This window comes from Brevibacillus sp. WF146, assembly GCF_001673705.2.
GTDB classification, from domain to species: Bacteria; Bacillota; Bacilli; order Brevibacillales; family Brevibacillaceae; genus Brevibacillus; species Brevibacillus thermoruber.
Genome location: NZ_CP109943.1, coordinates 2,867,639 through 2,879,883 on the forward strand (window position 1 = coordinate 2,867,639; position 12,245 = coordinate 2,879,883).

The 12,245-nt window shown below is 57.8% G+C and carries 14 protein-coding genes and 1 pseudogene; 5 read left to right on the forward strand and 10 right to left on the reverse strand.

Going from position 1 to position 12,245, the window contains the following annotated elements; translation table 11 throughout:
* Window positions 1–121 precede the first annotated feature (121 nt).
* Together A6764_RS14195 and A6764_RS14200 are read left to right on the forward strand one after the other, a co-directional pair.
* Entirely contained in the window at window positions 122–1,513 is a 1,392-nt protein-coding gene (locus A6764_RS14195; RefSeq protein ID WP_370512100.1) for a sigma-54 interaction domain-containing protein, read from the forward strand.
* 188 nt (window positions 1,514–1,701) lie between these two features.
* Window positions 1,702–3,105, forward strand: coding sequence for an amino acid permease (locus A6764_RS14200; RefSeq protein ID WP_029099375.1), 1,404 nt, complete (start codon window positions 1,702–1,704; stop codon window positions 3,103–3,105).
* A gap of 389 nt (window positions 3,106–3,494) precedes the next feature.
* Here A6764_RS14200 and A6764_RS14205 read toward each other — a convergent pair whose 3' ends face one another.
* Window positions 3,495–4,712, reverse strand: a complete 1,218-nt coding sequence (locus A6764_RS14205; protein ID WP_029099374.1) for an MDR family MFS transporter — start codon at window positions 4,710–4,712, stop codon at window positions 3,495–3,497.
* A gap of 131 nt (window positions 4,713–4,843) precedes the next feature.
* On the opposite strand from A6764_RS14205, the gene A6764_RS14210 reads away from it, so the two are divergent.
* Entirely contained in the window at window positions 4,844–5,725 is an 882-nt protein-coding gene (locus A6764_RS14210; protein ID WP_029099373.1) for a LysR family transcriptional regulator, read from the forward strand.
* On the opposite strand, the gene A6764_RS14215 is transcribed toward A6764_RS14210, so the two are convergent.
* Window positions 5,713–6,384, reverse strand: a complete 672-nt coding sequence (locus A6764_RS14215) for a phosphatase PAP2 family protein (RefSeq protein WP_264622262.1) — start codon at window positions 6,382–6,384, stop codon at window positions 5,713–5,715. The genes A6764_RS14210 and A6764_RS14215 overlap by 13 nt on opposite strands.
* The gene (locus A6764_RS14220; protein ID WP_065066177.1) at window positions 6,381–6,842 is read right to left on the reverse strand and encodes a YaiI/YqxD family protein; all 462 of its coding nucleotides are present in this window, start codon (window positions 6,840–6,842) and stop codon (window positions 6,381–6,383) included. The genes A6764_RS14215 and A6764_RS14220 overlap by 4 nt, the downstream gene beginning before the upstream one ends.
* A 56-nt stretch (window positions 6,843–6,898) precedes the next feature.
* Between A6764_RS14220 and A6764_RS14225 the strand changes: the two genes are divergently transcribed.
* A complete protein-coding gene (locus A6764_RS14225; RefSeq protein ID WP_035289805.1) occupies window positions 6,899–7,240 on the forward strand; it encodes a hypothetical protein in 342 nt (113 codons plus the stop codon).
* A gap of 46 nt (window positions 7,241–7,286) precedes the next feature.
* On the opposite strand, the gene A6764_RS14230 is transcribed toward A6764_RS14225, so the two are convergent.
* The 4 genes from A6764_RS14230 to A6764_RS14245 all read right to left on the reverse strand — a co-directional run bounded on the left by A6764_RS14230 (window position 7,287) and on the right by A6764_RS14245 (window position 9,866).
* Entirely contained in the window at window positions 7,287–8,168 is an 882-nt protein-coding gene (locus tag A6764_RS14230; RefSeq protein ID WP_264622263.1) for an IS3 family transposase, read from the reverse strand.
* Window positions 8,165–8,473 carry a transposase gene (locus tag A6764_RS14235; protein WP_065068441.1) on the reverse strand — a complete coding sequence of 103 codons (309 nt, stop codon included), beginning with the start codon at window positions 8,471–8,473 and terminating at the stop codon, window positions 8,165–8,167. The genes A6764_RS14230 and A6764_RS14235 overlap by 4 nt, the downstream gene beginning before the upstream one ends.
* A gap of 155 nt (window positions 8,474–8,628) precedes the next feature.
* The gene (locus A6764_RS14240) at window positions 8,629–9,549 is read right to left on the reverse strand and encodes a S8 family peptidase (RefSeq protein ID WP_065066179.1); all 921 of its coding nucleotides are present in this window, start codon (window positions 9,547–9,549) and stop codon (window positions 8,629–8,631) included.
* A gap of 218 nt (window positions 9,550–9,767) precedes the next feature.
* A complete protein-coding gene (locus A6764_RS14245; protein WP_029099369.1) occupies window positions 9,768–9,866 on the reverse strand; it encodes a YjcZ family sporulation protein in 99 nt (32 codons plus the stop codon).
* Window positions 9,867–10,009: 143 nt separating this feature from the next.
* On the opposite strand from A6764_RS14245, the pseudogene A6764_RS14250 reads away from it, so the two are divergent.
* A pseudogene (locus A6764_RS14250) lies at window positions 10,010–10,138 on the forward strand (squalene--hopene cyclase); the annotation flags it as partial.
* Between the two features lie 69 nt (window positions 10,139–10,207).
* Here the strand turns inward: A6764_RS14250 and A6764_RS14255 are convergent.
* The 3 genes from A6764_RS14255 to rnz form a co-directional block, all read right to left on the reverse strand.
* Window positions 10,208–10,828: a YczE/YyaS/YitT family protein gene (locus A6764_RS14255; protein ID WP_051967959.1), complete on the reverse strand. Its 621-nt coding sequence runs from the start codon at window positions 10,826–10,828 to the stop codon at window positions 10,208–10,210.
* Between the two features lie 90 nt (window positions 10,829–10,918).
* The gene (locus A6764_RS14260; protein WP_029099366.1) at window positions 10,919–11,143 is read right to left on the reverse strand and encodes a hypothetical protein; all 225 of its coding nucleotides are present in this window, start codon (window positions 11,141–11,143) and stop codon (window positions 10,919–10,921) included.
* Between the two features lie 24 nt (window positions 11,144–11,167).
* Entirely contained in the window at window positions 11,168–12,145 is a 978-nt protein-coding gene (rnz, locus tag A6764_RS14265; RefSeq protein ID WP_035298056.1) for a ribonuclease Z, read from the reverse strand.
* Between the last annotated feature and the right edge of the window lie 100 nt (window positions 12,146–12,245).

Genomic DNA, 12,245 nt, shown 5'->3' on the forward strand with positions numbered 1-12,245 from the left:
CCAGCAGTTGCAAAATTTTTTTGCATGTCCCTCGTATGTTTTCGCACAGGTGCACAATCATTTTGCACATGCCTCCTCCTATGGTATGATAACCTTCATAGGAATGACAGGCAGGTGCATGATGATGGCGAACGAGTCGCATGAAACCTTCTTGCGCATCTACGAACACATTCTCGACAGCATCAGCGAAGGGGTCCACGTCATTGACGCCCAGGGGACGTCCATCGTGTACAACCGGAAGATGACGGAACTGGAGGCGATGAACAAACGCGACGTGCTGGGCAGGCCGCTGGCAGAGGTGTTCCAGTTTCCGCAGGGGCAGGAGAGCACGCTCCTTCGCTGCCTGCGGACGGGCAAAAGCGTGCGCAACGTGCGGCAAACCTACTTCAACGACAAAGGGATCGAAATCACCACCATCAACAATACCTTCCCGCTTATGGAGGACGGCCGGATCATCGGGGCGATGGAGATTGCCAACGACGTCACCAAGATGGAGCGGCTGATTCGCGAAAATCTGTGGGACAAAAACGGCGCCCGCTACACGTTTGACACCATGATCGGCGAGAGCCCGGCCATCCGCGAAGTGATCGAGAGCGCCAAACGTGCGGCGCGGACCTCGTCTTCCGTGCTGGTGGTGGGTGAAACCGGCGCCGGCAAGGAGCTGTTCGTGCAGAGTATCCACAACGCCAGCCTGCGCGCGGGAGGCCCGTTTATTTCGCAAAATTGCGCCGCCCTGCCCGATACCCTGATCGAGGGGCTGCTCTTCGGCACCGCGCGCGGCGCCTTTACCGGAGCGGTGGAGCGGCCGGGGCTGTTTGAACAGGCGGAAGGCGGCACGCTGTTTTTGGACGAGATTAACTCGCTTAGTATGCCGCTGCAGGCCAAATTGTTGCGTGCCCTGCAGGAAAAGTCCATCCGGCGCATCGGCGACACGAAGGACCGGGCGATCGACGTGCGCATCATCGCCGCGCTGAACGAAGACCCCATCGAGGCGATCTCCCAACAGCGGCTGCGCAAGGACCTGTACTACCGGCTGGGTGTGGTCACGCTCTTCATCCCGCCATTGCGCGAGCGAAAAGAGGACATTCCCCTGCTCGTCGACCATTTTATCCGCAAGTACAACCAGTTGTTTCAGATGAACGTGACGGGGATCAGCGACGAGGTCATGCGCTTTTTCCTCTCCCACGACTGGCCCGGAAACGTGCGGGAGCTGCAGCATGTCATCGAAGGCGCGATGAACCTGATGGCGGACGAAACGGTCATCACTTCCGCGCATCTTCCCTATCACTTTTTGCGCCGCACGGCAGGAGCCGCCAAGGAAAAGATGCCGGTTCAGCCGTTTGCGGACGAGATCAAGCCGCTGAAAGAAAAAATGCGGGAGTTTGAGACATACTACATACAGCGCGTGGTCGAAAAGCACAACGGCAACATCTCCCGCGCCGCCAGGGAATTGGGAATCAGCCGGCAGAGCCTGCAGTACCGCCTGCGCAAACTGGGCGTGAAGCCTTCGTGAGGTGCGCCAACATTTTTGGCGGCTGACGAACTTTTTTGCGCTTGCTGCCCAATTCGTTTGCACAGGCTGTCCCCGTTTTTGCAATTGTCCGCAAACGTAAAACAATTCCGACTTGGTACACTCCTTGCATGACATGTCCTCGCAGGTTATGCAAGGCTGTTTGTATTTTTCCTGAAGGAGAGGGTTACATGACATCACGGAAAGAGCACCACCACGAATTGAAACGGGCCATGAGCAGCCGCCACCTGTTCATGATTTCGCTCGGCGGCGTAATCGGAACCGGCCTGTTCCTGGGCTCCGGCTATACCATCAGCCAGGCGGGACCGATCGGAACGATAGTCTCCTACCTGGTTGGCGGCCTGATCATGTATCTGACGATGCTCTGCCTGGGCGAGCTGTCCGTGGCGATGCCGGTGGCCGGTTCGTTCCAGACCTACCTGACCCGGTTTGTCAGCCCGTCGCTCGGGTTTGCCGTCGGCTGGCTGTACTGGTTCGGCTGGGCCGTCACGGTGGCGCTGGAGCTCTTGTCTTCGGGCATGCTGATGCAGCGCTGGTTTCCCGATTCACCGGTCTGGATGTGGTGCGCGATTTTCGGTGCCGTCTTGTTCGTATTGAATGCGCTTTCGGCGCGGGCGTTCGGGGAGACGGAATTCTGGTTTTCGAGCATAAAGGTAAGCGCTATCATCCTGTTCATCATTCTGGGCGGCGCCGCCATGTTCGGCCTGATCGAGATGAAAAACGGCCAACCCGCCCCGATGCTCTCCCATTACCTGGACAGCCCGCTTCTGCCCAACGGGATCACCGGTCTCTTGCTGACGATGATCACCGTCAACTTTTCCTTCCAGGGAACGGAGCTGATCGGCATTGCCGCCGGCGAGAGCAAGGAGCCGGAAAAGACGATTCCCAAATCGATCCGCAACACCGTTTGGCGCACGCTCGTCTTTTTCGTGCTGGCGATCTTCGTCCTGGCCGGCATGATCCCCTACCAGCAGGCGGGCGTGATCGAAAGTCCGTTTGTTGTCGTCTTTGACAGCATCGGCATCCCGTATGCGGCCGACATCATGAACTTCGTCGTGCTGACGGCGCTGTTGTCCGTGGCCAACTCCGGCTTGTACGCAGCCACCCGGATGCTCTACTCCCTGTCGAAAGAAGGCATGGCCAGCGACAAACTGGCGACGGTCAACCACAAGGGGATTCCGATGCACGCGCTCCTGATCACCTTTGCCATTTCCCTGCTGTCGCTCTTGTCCGGCTTCATCGCGGAAGACACCGTGTTTATGGTCCTGCTGTCCATCGCCGGTCTGGGGGCGCAGGTGGGCTGGATTTCCATCTCCCTGTCCCAGCTCGCATTCCGCCGCCATTACCTGCGAAACGGCGGCTTGCTGGAGGACCTGAAGTTCCGGACGCCGTTCTACCCGGTGCTTCCGCTGATCGCGCTGATTCTCAACATCACCGTGCTGGTCAGCCTGGCATTCGACCCGGAGCAGCGGATCGCGCTGTACTGCGGGATTCCGTTCCTCGCGGCCTGCATCCTCATCTACCATCTGCATGTCAAAAAAAAGAACGGCTGGACGGATCAAAACGCGGCCTGACCGGCCGGATGCACCGCTGATCCGGGATGGGGGCGCGGGCGGTCCCCTGTTTCCCGCACCAAGCCAAACCGAACCGAACGCGGAACGCGCCTTTCCACACAGAAAAGCTTGCGGCCTTTGAGGGACCGCAAGCTTTTCGTTTCCGCGAGCGATTCATGTAAGTTGTTATCGTGCGTCGTACGGCGTGTTACATGGCTACGCGTACAATCTCCGTGATTACCACCATGGCAAAGACGGCAAATCCAAGGGAACTGGTTACAAGCAGCATCCGTTTCAGTTTCTTCATGTCTTCCATATGTGATTCCCTCCCTTTCTCTTGTGCCAACCATCTCTACCGTTATATACGAGCGGAAGATGGAAAATGTTTCAAGCCAGCACAAAAAAATTTTTCAGGAGCGGGCCATCCTCATACAGTCGCTGCCGGATTGAGCCATCTCCTGCTCCATCCGGTACAGCTTCCAGGCCACCCAGAGGCCGACGAACAGGCACAGCGTCCACGGCAGCCAGGACATCTCCAGCCGCTGGGCCGCATCGTACACCCAACCGCCGGCAAACTGGCCCACGGAACCGCCGATCGCGAGCGAATACCCGTTGAAGCCGTAGTAGGCACCGACGTGCTCGCGCGGCGCAAAACGCTGCACCATGTCCATCATATGGGGCACGGCGATCATCGTGCCCAGGGCGAACAGGAGCGCATCCGCGATCAACATCCACAGCGTATCAGCAAACGCCAGCAAAAACAAGCCGAATCCCATGACCAGGGTGCCCAATCCGATCAGGGTGAGGCGCTGCGCGTACCCCTCCAGCCACTGGCTGACCTTCATCTGCAGCAAAATGACGGAAACGGAGACGGCCGACAAGACGATGCCGACGGCGGTTTTGCTGTGCGTCACGTCCTCCGCCAATTGCGGGATGGTGAGAAAAATCTGCATGTTGAGGTAGTAGTAGCCCATCAGGATCATCGTGTAGCGGACAAAGCGCCTGTCTTTCAGGACCAGCGACATGCTCGCCCAGACGCCGTGCCGCTCGTGTTTCGCCTCAATCGGCTGCAGCAGGAACAGCGCGATCAGCCCGTTTCCCGCGAAAATGGCGCCGGCAAACAGCGACAGGTACGTAAAATCGACGGCGGCCAGGGCGGTCCCCACGACCTGGGAGCCGACGACGCCGATGTTGGTCAGCACGTTGCGAAACGCAAACACGTCTTTGCGGATCGATTCGGGAGTCAGCACGGCAAAAGCGGCCGACATGGCCGGTTCAAACAGCGAGCCGCCCAAACCGGAGAGAACGGCCGCCAGAAAAAAATGCCACGGCTCTGTACAGAACGCAAACAGGGCAAAACCCGCGGCGCGAATCAACAGGCCCAGTACCATGGTGCCCTTGTAGCCAAAGGTGTCGGCCACTACCCCGCCGAGAAAGGCAAATCCCTGCTGCGAGAATTGACGCACGCCAAGGACGAGGCCGGCCATCGCCACCGTCCACCCGATGCTGCCCGTCAAGTACAGGGTCAGGTACGGAATCAGCGCGTAAAACCCCAGGTTCATCAAAAACGAGGTGGCCAGCAGCAACTTGACGGAAAACGGCGTTTCGCTCCACACTTCCCTCTTCATCTCTCTCACACTCTCTCTACCAACTGTCAAACAATTCGCGATACCCTCAGCTTACGGAAGCGGGTATAATTTGAGAAACGAACATTTTTGCACAGAGTAATCAAAGAATGTGATAAGAGGGAACCCAGCATATGGATTTCGAACAGTTGCGTGCCTTTTATACCGTGGCGCAAACGAAAAACTTCACAAAAGCTGCAGAAATGCTGCACGTTGTCCAATCGACCGTTACGACGAGAATCAAACAACTGGAAGAAAAAGTAGGCAAGCCGCTGTTTACCCGGGACAAGCGCAGCGTGAAGATCACCCAGGCCGGTTTGACGCTGCTGCCGTACGCCGAACGGATCCTGAAGCTCGCCAACGAGGCGCTGAACGAAGTGGCCGCCCTCCAGCCGTACGAGGATTACCTCTCCATCGGCAGCCTGAATTCGATCTGGACCTCCATCCTGGAGCCAATTCTCAAGGAGTACCACTACCGCTACCCGCACATTGCCATCAGCACCAAAACGGGCCACTCCGCCGACGTAATTCAATTTCTCCTGGACAACGTCATCCAGATCGGGATCGTCTACGTGCCACCGTCCCTGCCCAACTTTGAGGTGATTCCCGCCTGGGAAGACGAGATCGTGCTGGTCAGCCCCCCGGACGACTCGATACTCGCGGCGACCCGTGTGGACGCTCGTGAACTGCGCAACCTCCCCCTGCTCTTCATGAATTGGGGGCCGCCGTTTGACGAGTGGATCCGGCAGACGCTGCCGCGCAGCTTTGTCCCCAAACTGCACGTGGACAAGGCGGAGCTGGCCATCGACCTGGTGAAGGAAGGGCTGGGCGTCAGCCTGCTGACCCGTTCGACGGTAAAGGCCGACCTCGCCGCCGGAACACTGAAGGAAATCGCCATTGTCGGCAGCCGACCGCCCAAACGTTCCGCCTACATCGTCCTGCCCCGGGACAAAAAGAACAAGCCCAGCGTGGAAAAATGGCTGGGCCTGATGCAGGAATTCGGCTATTCCGTCTGAGCGGGCGTGACAGGACCGACCGTCTGCGGCCGCGGCCGGCTGCCCCACGCTTCCAGACCGTATCGGACGAGGCAGTACCAGAAAGCGCCCAGACAGAGGCCGGCTAGCACATCGCTCAGGTAGTGCACGCCGAGGTAGACGCGGCTTGCGGCGATCAGAACGATCAAGAGCACACCAGCAGGTGTTATGTACACGGACCACGCCTTGTCCGCCAGCCGCCCGCGCAGAAGATGGGCGAGCATGGCGTAAAAGGGCGGGCTCACCATCGCATGACCGCTGGGAAAGGAGTACGAGTCGGGCCGCTCGATCAGGTTGAAGCCGATCGGCCGCGGCCGGGCAAACCAGTGCTTCAGCCCCTCGTTCAACAGTTCGCTGCCCAGGAGGGCGATCAGGACGGCAGCCGCTTGCGAACGGTACCCGTTCACGAACAGCAGCGCGGCCGCAAGTAACCCGAGCGGCGCGAGCACGATTCCCCCGCCCAACTGGGTCACCGCCGTCATGGCCGCCGTCAGGGGCGCGGACCGCATCCCGGCGGCTGCCGCAAACGCCGCTTGATCCAGCGGGCCGAACCAATCCCGGCGCCACATCGCAATCAGGGCGAGCGACAAGATCAAAAAGAATCCGGCTCCCCACAGGAGACCGGCCAAATGGCGATTCATCCTCGTCCTCCCTCCTCCATCAACAAGCGCAGCCCGTCCGCAAACCGCTGATCGTCCTCCTGCGTGCGCGCGGACGGTCCGCGGGTTCGCCCGCCTCCCCGGCGGAAGCGCGCTTTTTCGTTTCGTTCTTCCAATTGAAACGCGATCCGTTCCGCATCGAACACCGACCCGTGCGGCGTCACGGCCCTGGACCGTTTCCCCAGCACGAGAGCGGCCAGTCCGATGTCCTGGGTGACGACAATGTCGCCCGCTCCCGCTTCGTTGGCCAGCTTCATGTCCACCGCCTGGGGGCCGGCGTCCACCACGACGTGATCTTCGCCGTGAAGCTGGTGATGGTAGCTGGCAAAGGTGACGCAGCGCCACCCTTTTTCCTCGCACAGTGCCCGGGCAATCTCCAGCGCGCTTCGCGGACAGGCGTCGGCGTCAATCAGCACGCGGCCGTTGGCTGCAGTCGTCACAATGGTTCACCTCTTTGCGGGCTTGGCCCTCCCCCTGCGGCTCCTTTTTTGGTATGATGGGAGCGGAGAGGAGTGAAAGGGCTTTGCGTTATCAATTTCAGTACGACGAACGGCTGGGCATTCGGCTTCCCGTCCTCTACCACGACTGGGACGAGTATTCGCCGGAAGAGCGGGCCAGCATGCTGCTGGAGTGGGAAGAAATTCGCGCAACGATTCCCGACCGCATCATTCAGTTAGAAGCCATCATCATCGAAAAGCAAAAACAGATGTTCGAGGAAGAAAACTTCGCCCGCTCCTGCGAGTTGAACAGCGAGATTCACGAATTGGCCAGCGTTATAAACGATCTTAATATATGGTTTCGCGTCCAGCAAGACTACGAAACAAAAACGCACCAGTAACTGGTATTACCCCTGTCAAGTAGACAGACTTTAAACAAGCCCTAGTTCAAGATGCCTGAGCTCGGTATTGTACCGGGCTCAGGTTATGTAACCGGGATTGAAAACGTTTGTGATTGTAAAAACGAATATAGCGATCAACAGCGTGATGTACTTCTTCATCCGTCTTGAAGTTGTGCAAATACATGCATTCTGATTTCAGATGGCTGAAAAAACTCTCCATACAAGCGTTGTCCAGACAATTTCCCTTTCTGGACATACTTGCGGTAATGTTATATTGTTTGAGTAGGTTATGATATTGTCGGGATGTGTACTGGAATCCTTGGTCGCTATGCAACAGGACTCCACTCACATCTCCTTTTTTTATGGCTGCCTTTACCGTGTCCATGACAAGCCGTATGTCATTCCGTTTACTTATCCTGTAGGCGACGACTTCGTTGTTGAAAAGGTCGTAAATGACGGAGAGATAGAGTCGACGTCCATTGAAGATCAGATAGGTAATATCTGTAACCCATTTTTCGTTAGGACGGGAAGCGATAAAATCACGGTTCAGTTTGTTTTCGGAAATGACAACTTGCTCTTTGCGGCCAAAGAATTTCCGTTTCCTGCGAATACGTGCCTGGATCCCCATTTCCTTCATGAGTCGATACACACGCTTACGATTTACGTGTATACCATATCTTTGAGTTAGCCAAACCGTTACTCGCGGGTACCCGTAAATGCCGTTTACTTCTTGATGGCATTCCCTAATCATTTCTTTCAATTTCTCGTCTTCCACCATTTTTCGAGACGGATTCTGCTGCTGTTTTACCCACTTGTAAAAGCCACTCCGTGATACACCGGATACCGAGCACAGCAAGGAAACGGAGTATGTTCCCATCATTTCATGGATGATGGAGTAAGATTTTGATTGTTCTTTTTGCTTCTTCACCGCCTTTCGAGTCCGAGCCACTTTTTTAGATATTCATTCTCAGCTCGCAATCTCAAGTTTTCCTCTTCTAGGGTGAAAAGACATTTTCTCGGCCTTCCTTTCCTCGGTCCAACCGCTTTCCCTCGTTTTTCTTCGAGTCCCTTCATCCCTTCATTCTCAAAATGCTTGACCCATCTCATCACAATGTTTTTATCTGAGATGCCAAGTTCCTTTGCGATGGTTTTATAACTTTTGTCGCCATCAAGGTATAAATGTACCGCTTTTCTCTTTATTTCAATTGGATACGTCTTGCGTATTTTCCCCATAGAAAATCCCCTCCGAGTTAACAGTAAGGGACTTGCTTTTTACTGTCTACTCAAAGGGGATAATACCATAACCGCAGGCGGAACAGGACGGCACAAAGGAAACGGGCAGGCGATCATCGGCATCGCCTGCCCGTCATTGTGGATCCTTTGGCCGGTCAACTCGCGGCCGTTTTTTTCCGCCGCGCCAAGCGCAGCGCAATCAATCCGGTCACGTGCGGAGCCGCCATCGACGTTCCGTTCAGCTTCTTGAAGCTGTTGCCCGGCCAGGTGGACAAAATGTCCACGCCCGGCGCTGTCGTCGTCATCCCTTTTCCGCGCGAGCTGAATTCGGCCAGCTTGCCGTTTGGGCCCACCGCCCCGACACCGATCACCTCCCGATACCGGGCCGGGTATTCCACCGTCCCCCCGTTGTTGCCGGCCGACGCCACCATGACGATGCCCCGGTCCGCGGCCTTTTTGACGATCCGCGCCAGCGCCTCGCTGTACTGCGGCATGCCAAAGCTCATGTTGATGATCTCCATGTTGTGTTCAATCGACCAGTTCAGCGCCCGCATGATGTCGGACAGCGTGGCGGTGCCGTCCTCGCGGAACGTGCGCACGTCGTAGAGATCGGCCTCCGGCGAGACGCCGACAATCCCCCGCTGGTTCATTTCCGCCACGATGATGCCGGCCACGTGAGTGCCGTGTCCGTTGCGTTTGCCCCGGACCAGTTCGATGCCTCCTTTCACCCGATCCCGCAGTTCGAAATGGCTGCGGTCAATCCCCGTATCGATGACGGCGATCTTCACCCCGGTTCCCTTGCTTCTCTTCCACATCCGTTCCGCCCCTACATACTTCACGCCCCAGGGCACCTCTTCTTCCGTGTGCACGCTGACCACCACGTTTTCTTCCACGATCGGATTGTGCCGCAAAAAGTGGTCCTGGTACATCTGAAACAGTTCATCGCGAATGCACATGCAGGAGACGTCGTCAAAGCAGCGCCACGGCTGTTTCACCGCCCGGGTGGCCAACTTCTCCTTCAGCTCCGCCAAAATGTCGGCAAACGGCGCTTGATGATGAAACGTCAAGATCTTCACCTGGATTCCTCCCTGTCGTGACAAATGTCTGCATCATCCTATGTACAGATGCCGCGTTTGGGGTTGGGTGTTCACACAGGATGGAAAAAAAGGGCGAATGGCTGTGCGCTGTTCCAGCCGCCCGCCAAGCTGCTGTGCCTCACGCGCAAAAAAACCGCAAAGCAAAAGGGAGCGCTTCCGCTCCCCCTTTGCTCATACCCGCCTTTTGCGTGTCCGGATTAGTTGTCGCAGGCGCACCCGACGATCGTCAGCAAGACAAACAACACCAGCACCAAGGCAAAATCGTCAAAAAAACCGCCATTAAACAGACTACTCATTACGCTTACCCTCCTTTGTCGGCAACTACTCATACGGTATGAGTCAAACGTATGGATTGATTGGACGGACGCCCATGTGCTGCATTTCAGCGCCGTCCAATTTGGCAGGCCTGCCCCATCGGTTCCCGTTCCGCCGCATGCGGCGGGACTGGACGTTGTCTTATCCGACAGGCGCCGCCCTGCCCGGAGGCTTTTACATTCATTACCACAGCTACCGCTACATCTGGCCGCTCTTGGCGCTCGCCCAGTACCGGAACAAATTTCAGCCGTAGCCGAACGGCAAAACCGCCCGTCGTCTGTCCTCCCTGCCGTTTGCAAACGCCAAAAAAGCCTGCGCTCCGTCAAGAAGCTGCAGGCTTTTTGGCTTGGGGGGCAGGCGCCATCCCGTACGGTTTTTGCATGACGGTTTGCCAGAACGGGATCGTGCGCTGAATCAGCGGGCCGGTCAGCAGCGCGATCAGCACGGTGCCGATCGACACCGGTCCGCCCAGGGCCGCTCCCGCCAACAGGACGGTTACCTCGATGGCGATGCGCACCTTTTGAATGCTCCATCCCATCCGTTCGTTCATCGCCAGCATGAAGCTGTCGCGCGGCCCTGCGCCCAGCCGCGGGGAGATGTACATCCCGGTGCCGACGGCCATCACCAGCACACCGGCGAGCAGCATCAGCAGCCGTTCCAGCATGGTCTCGGCTGTCGGGACGACGTCCAGCCAGAGAAAAAAGTCGAGAAAACTGCCAAAGCAGACCATATTTAAAAACATGCCAAACGTCGGCTTGATTTTCGCCAGCACATACGAAAGAAGGATGACGATGACCCCCACGATTTGCGACCAGATGCCGATCGTCAGCCCAAAGGTCTTTTGCAGGCCAATGTGCAGCACATCCCAGGGCGAGACGCCCAGGTGGGCCTTGATCGTCAGCGCGCAGCCAAACGCGCCGATGAACAGCCCCAGTACAAACATGGCATAGCGAACCACGAGCGGCCCGCCGATTCGTTTCCCGGACACTCCCGTTCACCTATCCTCTCCGGTTCTCTCTCTGTTCTTCGCCGGTTACCGCCATCCGGCCACCACTTCGTGAAAGATGCCGTCTTTGCGGAAGTACGCCTCCGCTTTCGGGCGGTCGATGTAGGCTTCCAGCTCGTTCAGCCGCTCTCCCGCCAGGACGACCTGCCGCTGCCGGTTTTCCTCGTCACGGTACTCCACGATCAGGGAAAGGTTCTCCCGCAGGCAGTGCTCCCGCAGTTCTTCCGGTGTTGCAAAGGTAACCCGTTTCATGCTCTCCCTCTTTCCTGATGATGATCATTCATTATAGCAGGGATTTTCCGTTTCTCCCACCGTGCCGCGTACCCGTTTTACGGGGATGCTGGCAAAATCCTCCGCCAGCGTCGTATTGGGAAAGACGTCCTGCGCCTCCGCCAAGAGATCGGCCATCGTCAGGTCCCCGTCTTCATTTTCATAGCGCGGGCTGAAGTGGGTGAGGCAGAGCGCCTTCACCCCCGCTTCCCGGGCCAGCAGGGCCGCTTCCCGGGCCGTGGAGTGGCCGCTGCGCACGGCCAGTTCCTTGTCCCGGTAGGCGTACGTCGCCTCGTGAATCAGCAGGTCGGCCCCGGCCGCCAGTTCCCGGACGGCGCGGCACGGCTGCGTGTCTCCGCTGTAGACCACTTTCCGCCCCGGCTGGGCCGGACCGACAAAATCGCGGCCATCGAAGACACGGCCGTCGGACAGGGTGATCCGCTCTCCCCGCTTCAGCGCTCCGTACAGCGGCCCCTGCGGGATGCCGGCCCGTTTGGCCGCGTCCGCCAGAAACGCGCCGGGGCGATCCTTTTCCTCCACGGCATAGGCGTACGCCGGCACCCGATGCTGCACCCGGCGGCAGGACACCGTCATCTCTTCGTTTTCCCAGACGGTCCCTTCCTCGATGATGTGCACATGCAGCGGGTAATGCAGATGGACGGGGCTGACGTCCATCACCGCCTGGATGTAGCGGTCCACGCCCGGCGGCCCGTACAGTTCCACTGCCGATGCCTCGTCGTTGCGCAGCGAGCGGCTGGCCAGCAGGCCGATCAAGCCGTACAGGTGATCCCCGTGGAGGTGGGTAATGAAGATTTTTTCCAATTGACTCACTTTTAGCGGCGAACGCAGAATCTGGTGCTGCGTGCCCTCGCCGCAGTCAAACAGCCACCACTTGCCTGTTTGGACAAAGCGAAGGGCAATCCCGCTGACGTTTCGTCGCGTCGACGGGGCACCCGATCCGGTTCCCAGGAAGGTAACGATCATGCTGTGATTGGTCTCCTTTTCATCCTGACGTCCAGGTGCCTGTCCGGACGCTGGGCATTCACCCTTTTTTCAGGGGGCGCATACCCTACATCAGGCAAAT